Raw genomic sequence first — 16,240 nt, 5'->3', positions numbered from 1 at the left:
CTGGCAATCAACTCCAGTTTCCATTTTTTTGTTTTTAGAATACACCTGTTAAATTTTAATTTCTGTACTTTTAAATTGACCATCTATAAATAATATACTTTTAACCATTTCTCCCGCTCCTGACACGAACGTGAGTCCTTTTTCCAACATAACATATCTAGTTGGATATGCGGCATAACTAGTAATCTCCCAGCCCTTCTCTGCCCGCTCAATAAAACCATTTACACATCTTATTTCCCCATCGCCATCTGTATATAGGTATGTTGTCGAACCAAACCCAAGCATATAAGCAACAAGTTCTTCCCCCATATCCCAGTCGTCACCTTCAATGTTAGAAAAGAGACTACTGAATAATGGGTCACTCGATTTTTTAAAAATAGATTGTCCAAATCGATTTCTGGAAAGTTCGGGCATATTTAAATTAGGAGCTGCAATGCTATACGTAGAAGCTGCCTCACCAGGCTTTAGTCTACGAGTTGTCGAATAAACATTCCAATCATAACAATTAAACACAGCCATTGTTGCTCGATAACCAGCTTCCAGTAATTTCGTGTCTCCAAGCGTTTCATAAGAGGATCGAGCGGCACCCGCTACTAATCCGCCCCATAACGAATGCGTCATAAAAGATAAAGCTTCCCACCAACGATCCGGTGCATTAGCTCTATAGTCGTTACTAAATCCAATATTCGCAATAATCAGTGGGGCATACAAATCAGCTTCATCATTTAACTTAGCTAGGCATAGCGCTTCACACGTAGGTCCAAACCCAGCATTATCATAGAAATGCTCTGTCACAGCTCCTTGATATCCTTGTGAACCTTCTTTTAGTCCTTCTACAAATTGTAACCATAACTTGTGTAGTTTGTCGTGCCAATAGATTAACTCATTTTTTTTCAGATCCTCTAGTAAGTCAGCAATATAAAGAATAAATACACCGACAAGTTGTGATTCATCTTTTTCACGTTTATTTCGGTGACAATCTGGATTGAGCCTCATACACATGACTTGAGCAGCCCAAGATAAATAAGTTTCTGAATTTGTATGAGACAATAATGATTGATCAAATCTAGACAATAAATAATACACGTGACCAATATAATCGAAATCATAAATACGGTAGAAAGAACCGTAAAGTGGTTTGGGAATCATAAAATCTCCATCCTCAAACCAATGATGTTTTAAATCTAGGAATGCGGAAGTTTCTACTTTATTAACTTCTTTCGGTACAGGGGGAGAAAACAGATTTTTCATCAAAATGAATGATAATTTACCAAGGGATTCCCCTTGGTTTGACAATGGCTTAAATGCATATGGACGAGTTGATTCTTGGGTAGCATTAAAACTATTGCTACATAACCAAGCTGCTCTTTTTTCCAGTAAGTTATGAATGGGTTCAAGTACATTTCCCACTAATACATCGCATTTTCCATTATTGAGTGTAGCTTCTAACTTAATCTCTCCCGCTGACCTCAGTGGTATAACAGCACGTAAACGTTTAGATTTTTTGTTAGAAACGAGCTTAAATTCATTAGTAATGTCTTTCTCCTTAGTGGTACCTACTTCGTCCACTACACTTACAATTTTCACTGAAATTAGAGTTTCCTTTTCCGGCAGATTCACTTCAGCAAAGAATTTTCCATCTGTAGTAGTAACATGCGAATATGTCCAATGTGGATGTCCATACTTTTGTGCCTTTTTGTAAAACTCCTCTTGGTCTTTAAATGGTGTAAATACAAATGACCATTTTCTTTCTTCTGAAGGTTTAAGTGTAATAGATGAGTAGTCACCGCTATAGATCCAATCATTTTCTGCAGACTGGCCCATAGAACTTCCATCCTCAACAAACGATAACCGGTGATAGAGCATTCCATCCAAAGATGGTGATACCTGTTCTAAAAAACGATTTACATAACTGCAATACGTCCCAAAAGCTGTAACACGATCGCCAGTACTATATATCGCAAGATGCGGAGCCTCATTGCTTCTACGCACAGCTGCAAATTTGGAGAAATCCCCACCTAAATGAGGAAATACTGCACAAGAATGCTTCATGTTTCTCAAAACATCATGATCTCGGAACATGATATAGGCAAGAGAAAACCAGCTATGAAATCCATTTACTCTTACAGGATAATAGGTTGGATTTGAACAACGAATGTTCCAAAGCAATTCACCATTATTATTTAGCAGATATTCATATTCAACTTTAAATTTATCATGCAAAAAAGTAACAATAGCCGATTTTTCATCCGTAAAATCAATATGTGGTTGTAGGTTAACGCTTTCAATCAATTCATCATCAATGGTAGCACTCCACTGTCCGAAACGTTTATCCTGACTTGAGTAGCCAGCATCCTTTACATATTGTGCATCAATTACCCAGTTCATCTTTTCTGGATCATCTGTCAGAAATAAAGACTCCACAGTACCTTGTGGAGATATGTGTATTTCAAAAGTATCATTACGAAGCAGTTTCAAGTTCTCCCTCCCAGTTTCATAATCTAAACGTTTAAATAATAAGCTAATATTATCATACCACAATAAGTCCCAGCAAGTATTTTATGCCTATTACCAAATACCTTGATAAATGAACACTTTCACCTCCTTTTCTCTATAGAGATATTAGCTATATAAAGAAAACTACTTATCTAATTAGATCTAAAAATGAAGTTAATCGATTTACCTTTTTTGCAAAAAAAAAGAGACCGCTTTGTTAGAATGCTACAGTCTCTTACCGAACTATTATTTAATAGGTCGAGGCCCAGCCACGGATTCCCGCTCAATTAGTTTACACAAAGGAGTTTCCTCCATTTTCTCATCTTTTCCGTTGATCCTATTATAAAGGGCCTTCATTGCTAATCTCCCCATATCATGTAACGGTAAATCCATTGTCGTAATTCTGGGACTTAAATAAGCACTGAACTCTCGGTTATCAAATCCTATAATGGAGAGATCCCTTGGAACAACTATCCCTTGTTCTGATGCAGCTCGCAATGCACCAGCAGCCATCAAATCATTCATAATAAGCATAGCCGTAGGCGGGTCCTGTAACTTCAAAAGCTCACCTGCCAGATGATAACCTGAATCTAAACCCCAGTTGCCTACTTTAATAAACTGTGGATCAAAAGGTAACTGAAATTCTGTCAATGCTTTATAATAACCGTTAAATCGCAGCCTAGAAGGTATCGAATCCATTAAACCACTTATGATGGCAATACGCGAATGTCCCTTGCTAACCAGATATTCAATTGCATCATAGGAGGCCTGTTCATCATTATATTGGATTGAACACTCATTCTGTGCATAACAATATGTATATACAATGGGCTTTTCATAAGTCTTGATTAAACCTGTTAAGTCGCGGGGATGTACACCAATATAAATGATTCCCTCTACTTGTTTAGATAAGAGGTTCGATACTGCATCTTGCGCATCCTTTTGATAATTATCGGTATTATCATAATCATAACCGATTTTTTTTTGTAAACGGAGATTGGTTAATAGAATATGCATCTCGTTATTCTCTGCATATTCATTAATTCCATCAATAATTTCAGGTACATTAAAGACAGTTACGTCTTCCGCAATAACCCCAATGGTATTTGTTCTTTTACTCTTTAGACTTTTTGCAATATCATTTGGCCTGTAATTAAGTTCTTCAATTACTTTTAAGACTCTCTCTTTCGTCTTGGGCCTTACATTACGGGTGCCGTTCAACACATAGGAAACTGTTGCCGTGGATACATTTGCGCGCAATGCGATATCTTTAATCCCGATTTTTTCCATGACATTCATCCCTTTTTTAAACGTTTCACATTATTCTATTGTTATATCATTAACACAGCTTACATTCAAGCCATTGTATTTTATAATTAGATATTACCCTATAAAGTAACTGCAGATATGACCATGTTCTCCAAATTCTGGATCTCAATCTTATAATCAGACAGACCAATTAAGCAGCAAGATGATACGCTTCCTCCTTCTTGCAAATATAATGCCTCTCCGTCTGTTATTTTCTGTGACATACGGTTCGGCCGTGTTCTGCATGGTTCTATTGCAAACATAAAGCTATTATCGATCTGTTTGGCTATAAGTGATCTAGGGAAATCGAATAGTGGCCTAATAACATACCCTGCATGAGTATTTTCCGTATTTACAATCATTTCACCCGTCAGTCCTCTGCTTAAATTCATTTTATTCAAATATGGGATAACTTTATCTAATTTATATAAACCATCTACCGGCTTTGGGACATATTGATAACATCTCATAGGGTATGCCTCCTTGTTTGAAGGGATATAAAATGGATCTTCCTCAAGCGGCGCCGAATCCCTAATTAATAGTTCATGCTGACTAGCTGGTAGAACATATCTGCCTCCCTGATGCATAAAAGAACCCGACAATTGTATATGATATCCATCATCTAGAACCTGTATATAACGGCTTTTATTTATTACCGTTTCTTCTCGTAAAATCAACGAGCTCCCCCATACGATCCCGAACCGTGCAAAGTGAAACCTTCACCAGGTGTCCCGAATAATTCTGGGCCGATTGAAGCTACAGCTCCGTAAAAGCCTTTCATCCAGCCTGTTCCATTAGATTCATTAATATCCACATTTGATGGATGCAATAGATATTCCTCGCTTCTATCCCAGCTCATCTTTTGTCCCCCTAAGTAAAGTTTTCCAATGTCCAACCCTCTTTCTGGGAGTACTGTGAAATGCATTTTGCCATTCGATATGTCAATGACAGTAAGTAATGACCCATTCTTGTCTTTAATAATGCGTTTACTAATATAGCCCCTATTAGGCAGATTAATGACCTGATTATGTGTTTCTACTAACAACCATTTATTCATCTTCATTTTAAGGACTCTCCTCACATCTACCGTTAAAAATAGGGTTGAATTTTATTCAGATCTAGCGTTTAATAAAAGTTAAGTCGAATGTTAAACGTTTAGATAATTATATGATGTCAGGACAGGTGAATGCAATGGCAGAGAAGGCAAAAATGATTGTAGACAAAGATTTTATTATTGGTGATGTTGATGACCGCCTTTACGGCTCTTTCATTGAGCATCTTGGGCGAGCTGTTTATGGTGGCATTTATGAACCAGATCATACTACTGCAGACGAACAGGGCTTTAGAACGGATGTTATTGAACTTGTACGCGCACTTGATGTTCCAGTAGTCCGTTATCCTGGAGGTAATTTTGTTTCCGGTTACAATTGGGAAGACGGGGTTGGTCCGCTGGCTTCAAGACCTCGTCGTCTTGAACTCGCTTGGCGTACAATTGAACCTAACTATGTTGGACTTAACGAATTTATGGACTGGTGCCGTAAAGTTAAAACTACTCCAATGATGGCAGTCAATTTGGGGACTCGTGGACTTGAAGAAGCACGACAACTGATTGAATATGCCAATCATCCTTCAGGCTCTTACTGGAGTGATCTTCGTATCAGCCATGGATACAAAGATCCGCACAACATTAAAACATGGTGCTTGGGAAATGAAATGGACGGACCATGGCAAATCGGTGCAAAAACCGCAGATGAATATGGAAGAATTGCCTGTGAAACAGCAAAAGTAATGAAATGGGTAGATCCTACAATTGAATTAGTTGCTTGCGGCAGTTCCTATTTAGGTATGCCTTCTTTCCCAAGTTGGGAAGCAACTGTTCTAGAACATACCTATGATCACGTTGACTATATTTCATTACATCAATACTATGGTAACCAAGATCAAAACACTGGAAACTATCTTGCGCAGTCTATGGGCATGGATCATTTTATTAATACTGTTATTTCAACTGCTGATTATGTTCAAGCTAAAAAACGTGGTAAGAAAAAAATCAATCTATCATTCGATGAATGGAATGTTTGGTACCACTCGAACGATGCAGATACAAAGATTGAACCTTGGACAATTGCCCCTCCTCAATTAGAAGATGTGTATAATCATGAGGATGCATTGCTTATTGGTACAATGCTAATTAGCTTGTTAAAAAGAGCTGATCGAATTAAAATGGCCTGCCTCGCTCAATTAGTTAACGTTATTGCGCCTATTATGACTGAGAATGGAGGCACAGCTTGGAAACAAACGATTTATTATCCTTATATGCACGCAAGCTTATTCGGTCGTGGGACTGCCCTAGTGCCGCTTATCCATACCCCGAAATATGATACTAAGGATTACACAGATGTACCTTACATCGATGCTGTTGCTGTTCTTAATAAAGAAAACGAAGGAATCACAGTATTCGCTGTAAATCGCAATCTTAGTGAAGACATTCTATTTGATATTGATTTCCGCAGTTTTGGTGAATATAACCTTGTTGAACATATTGTATTAGAACATGATGATCTAAAAGCTGCCAATACAGCCTCTGAACCAGATAAAGTAAAACCTCATTCAAATGGTAAGTCGAGTATTGGGGATAATGGGACTCTAGAAACTAAGTTAGCAAAAGCATCTTGGAATGTAATTCGTTTAACATTAGAGGCATTGCGACAACGGGGATAAAAGGGTAATGATAAGACAGTCAGTAAATAAACTAGGCGGCTCCTCTATGATGAGAAAACCGCCTTTTTGGTTTATATCCTATAGAGCCTGCATTCTACTGCACCATTAATCAAAAAACGCATCCTTATGGGGCTTCCGCATCTGATAATGTGAGTGGCCACAGCATTGACCTAATTGATCTGCAGGCAGACGGTTTCAATCCTGTCACTTCAGCATCCGACCTAGCCGCATGGAGACTCAAGCAGACGAATGACCCTCAGGCAGCAGATCACCTTATATTTATTTTTCCGATATGGTGGGAATCGATGCCTGCTCTTACGAAAGGATTTCTAGACAAGGTATTTGTTAAGGGAGTTTTGTTCAAAATATTATTCCGTGGAACCTTTCGTAAAATGGGGATAACCAAGCTGAAGTGGCATAACTACACGGGGATGGAAAACCGCAGCTTGGAGCAGCGTCAACATTTTCTAAGAAAGACGGAACGGTTATTCTCCAATCTATAGTTGAATAGCGGCAATGATCGCTGTTAATGATTGCGAAGCCCTCTTCTCAGCCAGATCGCCAATTCATGTCTGTGAGTATAGACCAGAATGGCCAAATTCCCCAAGCCAACCAATATAAGGGCAACAGAGAACATCCTTATATACAAATAGATCGTAAGCAGCAGCATTCCGATAACTACCTGTAAGCCATCCATTGCGCTGGATGTAGCCTTAGATTTGGATACCAATCGGGCTATACCTGCCAATAAAGCCAGAATAATGGCGTATGCCAGGGAGGCTTCGAACCCCGTCAGCGCACTCCAAACACCGAACGTAACAGCAATCGCCTTGCCGCCTCTCCCTTTGAGAAATGGACTAAAGGCATGACCTGCAATGGGTGCCAAGGCGATTAGAACGACGAAATAACCTATGGCGAAGCCACTATCCATTAGGAATAGAACAGGCAGATAGCCCTTGAGAAAATCCAATACAATACCTGTAAGACCGAATTTATATCCTTTCGCCTTCCATAGATTCAGAGCTCCCGGATTCCCATCACCGACAGCCTTCAGATTGTTATTCACCCATAAACCCAGCCAGTAAGAGAACATAAGGGATCCCGACAGGAATGAAGCCGCAGTCAGCACGATGATCATCATGGTTTCCGCTTGCCCCCCACCTGGATTAGTCTTCCTTTCCATTTGACATGCCCTAGAACGAGTACCTGATACATCGAATACAGCATGACGACAATGAAGAATAAGGCAGCGACGACATGAAGAACCGGAATGAGGATGCCGAATGAACCTACATATCTCATAAAATAAAAGATTTGAAGCATATATACAACATAACCGAGCAATAAAGCTGCTCCCCATGAAGGATGTGCAAGTAGAAGCACCGTATCGGATAGGAGAAGTCCGATGACCCAGATAGCTGTCAGAACAATGGTCCATGGACATAGCATCGATGTACTTAGAATGGCTCCTTTACTAAATCCTTCGATGGCACTTCGAATACCCTGCGGGTACATACGGAAAGATACTAAGCCATACCCGATAAAATTGGTGACAGGGATGCCAGCTGCAACAAACCTCGATCCGATTAACAAATCATCCAGCACCTCAGACTTTACGCTCTCATGACCGTTAATTTTTTCGTAATCCTCTCGTAATGCTATGATGCAGGAACCATACAGACCCTTCCGAGGATTTGCTCGTTCAAAGACAGAGGTAAACGCAAATACACCCAGCACATTCATGATTAGGGCGAGCTTCTCATAGAGCGTTTCCGTATGATGATAAGGAACAACCGAAACAACCCCCTTCGACTGCTCCCTTGCTTCCATTAAAGATACCAGCCCATTCGGCGCTAATCTAATATCCGCATCTAGAAAAACCAATAGATCCCCAGTGGCATGCAGATAGCCATTCCATACCGCCCAGCTCTTACCCGTCCAGCCTACTGGCAGACTGCTGCCCGATATTACCGTAACTCCCGCATAGCTCTCGGCTATTTCCCTCGTCCGATCTTCGGAGAAGTCGTCCACGACAATAATCTCGAAGGGTGCTGCAGTCTGAGATAGGAGGGAGTCGAGCAGAAGAGGCAGATTACATTCTTCATTCCTAGCTGGAATAATGACGGACAGTTTACTTGAGTTTGATAGGTAGCATGGCTGATCGGCAAAATGTTTTTTTTGAACAGTATGAAGCCCGAGAGACACCCCACTAGCATTACAATGAACAGCCACATAATCAGCTCCCCCTTCTCTTCATCTATATGAGGGATAGCGAGATATATTAGCCCCTAGCTGCTTGCCGATGCACTATATTTTCTACGGGAATTATTCGCTGACTATTATCTCTCTCGTCATTGGATAGGAGCCAATTTCTAATGATCATCTAATGGCTCATTCGAGCTGGAATGCTGCACTAAAGTCATCATTATACTCATGCTCTTGCAGCGAGAAGCCGGCTCCTTTATTTTATGCTGCTGCACGTTATATACTTAAGGAGAAGCTGCATGACCAATGGGCATGTGCTGAGCTGATGACAACAATAGAAGGAGTGAATGGCGATGCTGAACGATCTGAAAGGCAGAGAAGTAACGATTAATTTCCTCGATGGAACGAGTGTGAAGGACGGAATTCTCGAAGAGGTTGACGAGCATTTCGTGAAGTATAAGAGTGAGTTCCAGCTGTTGTACATTCCAATCACTTCGATTCGTGCTGTAAGTATTGAGACCAAAGAACGCCAGCGTCCCCGTGTGGGCTTCACCTCATAAGTCTTGTATGAAAATAAGGGGCAGTCCCAAAAGCTAATAGCTTTTGAGACTGCCCCTCCCCTTATCCCATTATCGATGCGCGGTCTGTACAGCTTTTTACAATGTAACTATCGAATATCTTCTTTCCATGCAAGATTCGTCTGATCTGTACCACATCGCCTGAGACGACATAGAACACCCAATAAGCTGACATGACTAGCACTCGGTAGCCTCTCATTCGCAGCAAAGGCTGTTTAATCAAAGGATGCTGCAGAGGCTGCTCTGCAAGCGCTGCGATCTTGGCTACCATATCATCATATGAATTGATTTCGTCTTGGAAGGCTTGTTCATAGGTATAGTAGTCGATTATCTCTTGTATATCCCTGTTCGCAGCGGGATAAAGGAGCAGCTTATATTTTCCCACGGATGGTTGACCTTAGCTTCTTCGCAGCTTCCAAGAAGTCCTCTCCGACAGCTCCGTCCGTCAGCTCTGCTTCGGCTTCGAACAGTTTACTGTATAATTCCAGTAGAGCCTGCTGACGGTCATATTCCTCGATAGACATCACGACCATATCACCCGTACCATTCTTCGTAATAAATACTGGCTCGCGCTCTCGTCGGCAAAACTCAGAAATTTCATTGGCGTTATTACGCAGATCAGAAATTGGGCGAATTTCCGGTGGGTTAATCCTAATTCTATCTATTTACCTTCTCATCAGGCGGCTGTATTGCTTGTGCATATGTTCACCTGGCTCCAGTCCAAGGTCTTTCTCAAGCAGTCGACGATACTCTTGATAATAGAGCTCTGCACTTTCCCGCCCCTTAAGCTCATAATGAAGGTTAATCGCTTTTACTCTAGCCCTCTCGTCGTAGGGATCAAACCTTAGAAGCAGCTCTACCACTTTCAATACGGTTAGTGGGTCCGCGTTAATGCCTTCATAATAGTTCACCAGACGAAATAAGTATGGTACGTTGCTCTGAAGGCACGACACCACTCTCTGTCCATCTCTTCCAGAAGCATATCCCTATAGCTGAATATAGCTGCACTGAACTGAAAGCGTAATGTTAGTCAACATAAGCTTGTAGCCGTTACCTGTCGACATGATCGAGATATCTGTCGTATGCTCTCTGAGCGTTTTATTAATTCTACTAATCGTGCTCCTAAGATTGATATCGGCTTTTTCCTCATCCTTATCCGGCCAAATCGCTTCAATTAACTTCGCTTTGGAGACCGCTCTGTCGCGGCCCTGCAGGAGCAGGAAAGCGAAGGTTTCAGCGCTTTTAGCGGTCATCCAACGTATATGCTCCCGAGCATCACCGACATAGAGACAAAAAGCTCCGAACAGTATGGCACTAACCGCTTCGACCTTATGTGGCGGTTGAGCTGTCGTTTTGCCGTTGCTTCTTGTTTTCACCCGCTCTACTGCACGATTTAGATCATTAAGGGAAATAGGCTTCAGCAAATAATCCAGCGCATTGACCTTAAACGCTTCTATAGCATATTCTGAATAGGCTGTGACAGTTTCACCCTCGTATCCCGCATTCTGTGCCCTTTCAGCCAGCTCTAGCCCAGTCCATTCTGGCATCTCAATATCCAAAAAAACGACGTCAGGCTTTAGCTTGCTTATTTTATTCAGAGCACTCACTGGATTGCATTCGTACCCTAGCACTTCAACTTCCAACTTTTCGAGCAGCCTGCAAGTATACTTGGCAATCCATATTTCATCGTCTACTACTAGAGCTCTAATCACGGGTTAATCCTCTCCTGTTTCAACGTGCTGCACCTTGCTGGCATGTAGCTTTCGCCTAAAATATAGGACTATAGTAGTGTACAACAAATAATAGAGAGAGATAAAGAGAACGCGCTTGATTCAAGATAAAAAAGTGCACACCCACTAAGGATGCGCACTTCACTCTACCTATTCTGTTCACCTAATGCTATTGCTTTTTGTCCATAATTGCGAAGTAATTGTTCTCATTATCTGCGAAGTTAAATACCCGGCCTGTCGGCATGGTTACCATCTCTCCGACTGTTACCCCATTATCAGCGAAATGTTTATACAACTCTTCCAGCCTATCTGTAAAGAACATAATGGAAGGTGTGTTCAGATTTAATTCGGGCTGCATCTGAGCGATCATCTCTTTATTGTGAAGAATGAAGCTCGTCTCAGCGTCTTCTGTAGGGGCAATCTCAATCCATCTGAATCCCTCGCCAATCGTTTCTTCCGCAACAACGACAAAACCAGCCTTCTCTGTCCAGAACTTCGCTGCTTCATCTTGGTTGTTGACATACAACATAATTTGACCGATACGATTAATCATTCACTACTCTCCCTTTTACTCGATTTATTTCCCTATTGCAATAAGATTATAGCATATTGTTATTAGAGATATTCAGGCTATAGCTTCTCATTAGTTGAACGATGGGTTAGCGTGTCGCAGGGCTCGCAGCAAAGATCACACGGACCGCCGCAGAAACGATCAGCTGTCCCGTCTGAATGGGAGCAGCGTCGCTCATAGTTGTTAGCGTGGCTCTCAAGGGTATCGGCTCAGCCAGTAGTGGCAGCTCCCGAACCGTGAGCGGCACGGCACCGATGGTAACACCCGAATTAGCGGCAATCGCGGATGCTTTGCGCCTTGCATCTGCAACCGCGAGCGCCAGTGCTCGATCCACGTACACTGCTTCTTGAAACAATCCAAAGCGCACACCCTGCACGACGTTCGCTCCTTGTGATACCGCTGTATCCACGACCGAACCAGCCGAAGCGGCACTGCTCGTGACCTGGAGGAGATGCGTAACCTTGTAACCGCGGAATTCTACTACGTCGTTCGTATAATCGTAGATGGGCTCTATCCGAAAATCAATGGTTCCGATGTTCTGCGGCGGTATGCCAAGTCCCTGAAGCGCCGAAACGATGCGGCTGATGACCGCTGAGTTCATGCTCTGTGCCTGCCGCAGCTCAGATTCTTCGGTTTCGACTCCCACCGTCGAGACGGCTTGATCCGGCGGCACCATTACTTTACCTTCGCCAGTTACTTCTATTGTGGCATTGCTGACCATGTGCCATGCTCCTCTCTCATATGAATAGGCATTCTAATTACTAGGTTAAACGTATGCGGCTGCTACGGGCTCAATGATCTCTTCGTGATAAAAAAAGCTCCGCACGTATGCGGAGCTTGATCGTTCTAAATCCGATCTAGAATGATGACATTCACCGAATTGGCAGGTGCGGTTACAACGGTTGAATCGTTCTCCAAGTGGATAACCGATTCCGTCGGAGCTACCTTCTCATCATTCTTTTTATTCACATTAGGGACATGTACAAGTGCAGCATCGCCAGTCAATATAATCTGTTTGCCCGCGCCAGCTACATGCAAGTCCTTCAAATCAAGCTTCACAGCCTTGTCTACTTGATCCGCGTTCACTAGCTTCACATAGACATGCTTGTCATCCTTTGTAACCGAGTTATAGATCTCTCTGTTATAGGCTTCCAGCTTGTAGTCCAGCACTTTGCTGAGCGTCTTGCCATCCGAATAGGAGCAGATCAGCTGATTGCCGGATGTGCCTCCGTAATTCACTGTAATGATGTATTCGGTATGATCAGAGAGCTCCTCATAGCAGCTCGTTCTAAGGTTGCCCGCCGCGGTGCTGGAGGAGTAATCGCCTAGTGTATAAGCTTCTATTCCTTGCTTGTGAACCTTGACGCCAGTCGCACTGCCATTATAGCCAATCGCGTATTCGATGACATCCTTCTTCTCTGCTGTTATGTCCGTTAAGCCAGCGCCAACATAGAAGCCATCCACACCAGCTAATTTCTTAGCCGTAACCTCTACCTTGTAGTTGGTCCAAGCTTCGTTCAGCATATACAGGCCACCTGGTCCACTGCTCTGAGCTGTCAGCATCAGACCCTGCTCCGAATCGATACGATGTTCTTCTGTGCCTGGAATGACCTGCCAAGCCGCATGAAGCTCCTGTGTGAAATCTTGCTCGAGCAGCACGCTGCCATCCACATTAGACGTTACGATCACATGCTTCACTACAATGTCCGCGTTGCCGGTAGCTATCTCTATGCCTCCACGTGGAATAAGAGCAGTCTGTTCGCCATTGCGATAGGTTGTAAAAGCAGTGCCTAGCGCTTTCGTTCCAATATATTGAGCGAATAGCTGCTGTACGTAATAATTCGGTGTGTACCATACCGTCTCATCGTCGAACCAGATGCAATCTGGTGTCCATCTGTACGTCCCGTCCGTTAATACTTTATTGAACAACGGGGCTGTCGCTGCCAGTCGAACCACATCGGAGTTGTTCTCGAAGCTCGTCATTATAGCCGCTTCAGCCACTGCGCCAGCGAGCGTGTTTTTATCTGTGGACGCGTACTCCCCGACGAATACCTTAGAGGTTTCTCTTTCATTCATGCTGCCATCTTCATGGTAAGCTCTGTAATAATAGTTGTAGCGGTCCGCATTATTAAGCAAATACTCATTGGAGCGGTAATAATGCTCGTCTGCGATCGTATCCATGTAGTTAGGCTGCTTCTCGTACCAGGTTACCGTTTCTTCCGTACTTGACTTGCCGTCTGTGAAGCTTAATGTTGCCGAGCCTGACAGATTGCCGCTTAAGAACTTCCAGCCCTCTTGATAAGCATCATCATCCGCTTGTGCGCCAACGGTTGAAATGATATGCAATTCATAGCCTGGATAATTCTGTACCATGTATTCGTCAATAACCTTCTTGAAATACTCGAAATTAGCGAAAAACTCTGTTCCCCAGTTTTCATTGCCGACACCTAGATAATGCAGATCGAATGCGGCCTCATGCCCCATTCTTTTTCGCAGAGCGGCCCATTCATTACCTTCGAAATCCATGCTGATTGAGAAATCGATCAGATCCGTGAAGTTCTTGACATAGTAATCTCGGAGCGTGCCTCCTGCCGGATTCGCATAATCGGAGCGTGCCTGGCAGAGCACCCCACAGGCCATAACGGGTAGCGGCGTAGCATTCAGATCCTCAGCTAATTGGAAGTATTCCATATAGCCAAGTCCCATCGTCATCATATAGCCCCATACGTTGTAATTCTCTTTGCGCAGCTCGATCTCCGCGACAGAGTCTTTCCAATCGTATACATTATCCCAGATATGAGAGCCTTCAGAGATACATCCGCCTGGAAACCGCAGGAAGGTGGGACGCATATTCATCAAGGCGAGAACAAGATCTTTTCTCAGCCTGTAATTCGAATTGCCCTTATAGTTGGAGTGAGCTGTCGCTGAGCTCTCTTCCTCACCAGCTCCCCACACATCGACTGGCATTAACGACACCATATCGATGGAGATATCACCCTCAAAGGTTAGAGATAATTGACCGAGTACGGTTGTCGAGCCCGTGAGAACAAGCTTGGTATCCACACCATACTTCCTCCAGCTACCTCCACCATCAACTTCAACGATCACTGCATCACTAATGGCAATGCCTTCTTTATCCAGCAATTGCACTGTGATTGTGCCCGCAGTGTCTGCTTTTGCCCACACTGTGAACGCATACTGATCCTCTTGCTTAATGAACATAGCACAATGCTCATTGGAATCGGCGAAGCCTTTGTTGCGAATGACCGCTCCGCTGGCTACCGTTACATAATGTGAATTCACATCGGGATCCTTAGCGTCGAAGAATTCACCTAATCCGCCTGCCTGCTTCACCGTCATTTGATCCGTATCGCCTGACCATGCGAACAAAGGATTATGGTTTCTTCCGGTCGATACGCCATTCTCGCCGCATACATGCGAATAGCTGTCGAAGGAGAAGGATTCGAATGACCGGTTCTGCACAAGCTCTGCATAGATACCGCCGTCAGCCGCATTGTTAATGTCTTCATAGAATAAGCCATACAAAACTTCACTAATATCGACGACATCTTGGTTTCCATGGATGGTCAATGTATAGGGCGGAAGCTCCTTAGGAAGCACAGACACCACAAAGCTCTGTTCAATTGCTGCAGCGCCTTTGCTCACTATGGCTGTAATGGTTACACCCTTGGCTGCTTGAAGCTGCTCATTCACCTTGCCATCATCTGTAATCGTCTCTGTACTGCTTGATTTCCAAGACACCTGGGCCTTGCCGCCCATGAGAGAAGAAGGAAGCACAATACCCTTCGTTATGATCGAAGTAGGGAATTTCAAATATTTATCAGCTGCCAGCCTCACAATCTCTTCATCCGTCAGCGCTTCGCACATCACCTCGATGATGGTATCTTGAGTGAGGCCAGCTCTATATACGCGGAAATCCGAAATCGAACCGCAGAAATCCATATCTGCAGCATGCTGAGACATTCCGATATAATTACTGCTGTAATTCGAAGGCTCCGAGAAAGAAGCGAACCATGTCCGTAATTTCGCATAGGTACCGCTTGAGGTCTGGCTAATCATGCCATCTGCCACCACTTCGCCATTCACATATACAATAGGGCCCGCGTTGCTTAATTGACCGCCCTCTGTGCCCGTAACAGACATGGCCACATGCATCCATTGCCCTGCTGCGAAGGATTGCCCAGGATCTGCAACCAGATCTTCTCCTGCATAGCATGTACCGCGCATATTCCGATTCAAGAACAAATAAGGCCCTTCTGCGCCTTTGCCGAAGTCGAATACTCTCTCCCAGACACTCGACACCTTCCCCATATAGATCCACGCAGCAACCGTAACTCCCGTGTGATCACTTACTTCGCTCAGGAGATCAGAGGGCAGCTGCACATAGGAGGTGCCTTGTACGCCGCCGGAGAGCGTCACCGCCGGTCTGCCGCCCACGATTCCGATTACAGGCTGCTTGCTTCCGGAAGCGATCCCGTCTTTTCCGTTCCCTGAGCTGTCTCGCCCGATATGGTCACGATCATCAAACTTGTATTGCGCGATCAATTGTTCAGCTGTATTGCTGTTGATTGTCATAGCTATCACCTATCATCTGAATAGTTGTAGAAATT

The 16,240-nt window shown here is 43.4% G+C and carries 16 protein-coding genes; 3 read left to right on the top strand and 13 right to left on the bottom strand.

Annotation, left to right across the window (positions count from 1 at the left end):
* Positions 1–48 precede the first annotated feature (48 nt).
* From AC6ESP_RS01620 to AC6ESP_RS01605, 4 genes are all read right to left on the bottom strand, one after another.
* Positions 49–2,478, bottom strand: a complete 2,430-nt coding sequence (locus AC6ESP_RS01620) for a hypothetical protein (RefSeq protein WP_497094910.1) — start codon at positions 2,476–2,478, stop codon at positions 49–51.
* A gap of 264 nt (positions 2,479–2,742) precedes the next feature.
* A complete protein-coding gene (locus AC6ESP_RS01615; RefSeq protein WP_497094909.1) occupies positions 2,743–3,786 on the bottom strand; it encodes a LacI family DNA-binding transcriptional regulator in 1,044 nt (347 codons plus the stop codon).
* Positions 3,787–3,884: 98 nt separating this feature from the next.
* Positions 3,885–4,481, bottom strand: a complete 597-nt coding sequence (locus AC6ESP_RS01610) for a hypothetical protein (protein ID WP_497094908.1) — start codon at positions 4,479–4,481, stop codon at positions 3,885–3,887.
* Complete coding sequence (locus AC6ESP_RS01605) at positions 4,478–4,867, bottom strand: DUF4432 family protein (protein ID WP_497094907.1); 390 nt, start codon at positions 4,865–4,867, stop codon at positions 4,478–4,480. The genes AC6ESP_RS01610 and AC6ESP_RS01605 overlap by 4 nt, the downstream gene beginning before the upstream one ends.
* A 128-nt stretch (positions 4,868–4,995) precedes the next feature.
* Here AC6ESP_RS01605 and arfA point away from each other — a divergent pair, with 128 nt between their 5' ends.
* On the top strand, positions 4,996–6,525 hold the full coding sequence (arfA, locus tag AC6ESP_RS01600) for an arabinosylfuranosidase ArfA (protein ID WP_497094906.1): 1,530 nt from the start codon (positions 4,996–4,998) through the stop codon (positions 6,523–6,525).
* Between the two features lie 149 nt (positions 6,526–6,674).
* Positions 6,675–7,028: an NAD(P)H-dependent oxidoreductase gene (locus tag AC6ESP_RS01595; RefSeq protein ID WP_497094905.1), complete on the top strand. Its 354-nt coding sequence runs from the start codon at positions 6,675–6,677 to the stop codon at positions 7,026–7,028.
* A 23-nt stretch (positions 7,029–7,051) separates the two neighbouring features.
* Here the strand turns inward: AC6ESP_RS01595 and AC6ESP_RS01590 are convergent, their stop codons facing one another.
* Both AC6ESP_RS01590 and AC6ESP_RS01585 read right to left on the bottom strand, forming a co-directional pair.
* A complete protein-coding gene (locus AC6ESP_RS01590; RefSeq protein ID WP_497094904.1) occupies positions 7,052–7,666 on the bottom strand; it encodes a glycerol-3-phosphate acyltransferase in 615 nt (204 codons plus the stop codon).
* On the bottom strand, positions 7,663–8,757 hold the full coding sequence (locus AC6ESP_RS01585) for a glycosyltransferase (RefSeq protein ID WP_497094903.1): 1,095 nt from the start codon (positions 8,755–8,757) through the stop codon (positions 7,663–7,665). Before AC6ESP_RS01585 ends, AC6ESP_RS01590 begins: the two co-directional genes overlap by 4 nt.
* 326 nt (positions 8,758–9,083) lie before the next feature.
* Here AC6ESP_RS01585 and AC6ESP_RS01580 point away from each other — a divergent pair, with 326 nt between their 5' ends.
* Positions 9,084–9,290, top strand: a complete 207-nt coding sequence (locus AC6ESP_RS01580) for a hypothetical protein (protein ID WP_497094902.1) — start codon at positions 9,084–9,086, stop codon at positions 9,288–9,290.
* Positions 9,291–9,351: 61 nt separating this feature from the next.
* Here the strand turns inward: AC6ESP_RS01580 and AC6ESP_RS01575 are convergent, their stop codons facing one another.
* From AC6ESP_RS01575 to AC6ESP_RS01545, 7 genes are all read right to left on the bottom strand, one after another.
* Complete coding sequence (locus tag AC6ESP_RS01575; protein WP_497094901.1) at positions 9,352–9,693, bottom strand: type II toxin-antitoxin system RelE/ParE family toxin; 342 nt, start codon at positions 9,691–9,693, stop codon at positions 9,352–9,354.
* Complete coding sequence (locus AC6ESP_RS01570; RefSeq protein WP_497095004.1) at positions 9,680–9,934, bottom strand: type II toxin-antitoxin system prevent-host-death family antitoxin; 255 nt, start codon at positions 9,932–9,934, stop codon at positions 9,680–9,682. Before AC6ESP_RS01570 ends, AC6ESP_RS01575 begins: the two co-directional genes overlap by 14 nt.
* Before the next feature lie 39 nt (positions 9,935–9,973).
* Positions 9,974–10,219, bottom strand: coding sequence for a BTAD domain-containing putative transcriptional regulator (locus AC6ESP_RS01565; RefSeq protein WP_497094900.1), 246 nt, complete (start codon positions 10,217–10,219; stop codon positions 9,974–9,976).
* Between the two features lie 75 nt (positions 10,220–10,294).
* Complete coding sequence (locus AC6ESP_RS01560; protein WP_497094899.1) at positions 10,295–11,020, bottom strand: response regulator; 726 nt, start codon at positions 11,018–11,020, stop codon at positions 10,295–10,297.
* Between the two features lie 187 nt (positions 11,021–11,207).
* Complete coding sequence (locus tag AC6ESP_RS01555) at positions 11,208–11,591, bottom strand: VOC family protein (RefSeq protein ID WP_497094898.1); 384 nt, start codon at positions 11,589–11,591, stop codon at positions 11,208–11,210.
* A 106-nt stretch (positions 11,592–11,697) separates the two neighbouring features.
* Entirely contained in the window at positions 11,698–12,330 is a 633-nt protein-coding gene (locus AC6ESP_RS01550; RefSeq protein WP_497094897.1) for an SIMPL domain-containing protein, read from the bottom strand.
* Positions 12,331–12,455: 125 nt separating this feature from the next.
* Positions 12,456–16,205, bottom strand: coding sequence for an alpha-L-arabinofuranosidase family protein (locus tag AC6ESP_RS01545; RefSeq protein WP_497094896.1), 3,750 nt, complete (start codon positions 16,203–16,205; stop codon positions 12,456–12,458).
* Positions 16,206–16,240: the final 35 nt, after the last annotated feature.

Source organism: Paenibacillus xinjiangensis (assembly GCF_059686975.1).
The sequence above is the reverse complement of the archived record's forward strand: the minus strand, read 5'-3'. Positions and strand labels throughout refer to the sequence as shown.

What these genes read in the sequence shown, in the direction of transcription:
- AC6ESP_RS01615 (WP_497094909.1), bottom strand. Translation starts at nt 3,786, where the DNA reads ATGGAAAAAATCGGGATTAAAGATATCGCATTGCGCGCAAATGTATCC.
- AC6ESP_RS01605 (WP_497094907.1), bottom strand. Translation starts at nt 4,867, where the DNA reads ATGAAGATGAATAAATGGTTGTTAGTAGAAACACATAATCAGGTCATT.
- arfA (WP_497094906.1), top strand. Translation starts at nt 4,996, where the DNA reads ATGGCAGAGAAGGCAAAAATGATTGTAGACAAAGATTTTATTATTGGT.
- AC6ESP_RS01590 (WP_497094904.1), bottom strand. Translation starts at nt 7,666, where the DNA reads ATGATGATCATCGTGCTGACTGCGGCTTCATTCCTGTCGGGATCCCTT.
- AC6ESP_RS01580 (WP_497094902.1), top strand. Translation starts at nt 9,084, where the DNA reads ATGCTGAACGATCTGAAAGGCAGAGAAGTAACGATTAATTTCCTCGAT.
- AC6ESP_RS01555 (WP_497094898.1), bottom strand. Translation starts at nt 11,591, where the DNA reads ATGATTAATCGTATCGGTCAAATTATGTTGTATGTCAACAACCAAGAT.
- AC6ESP_RS01550 (WP_497094897.1), bottom strand. Translation starts at nt 12,330, where the DNA reads ATGGTCAGCAATGCCACAATAGAAGTAACTGGCGAAGGTAAAGTAATG.
- AC6ESP_RS01545 (WP_497094896.1), bottom strand. Translation starts at nt 16,205, where the DNA reads ATGACAATCAACAGCAATACAGCTGAACAATTGATCGCGCAATACAAG.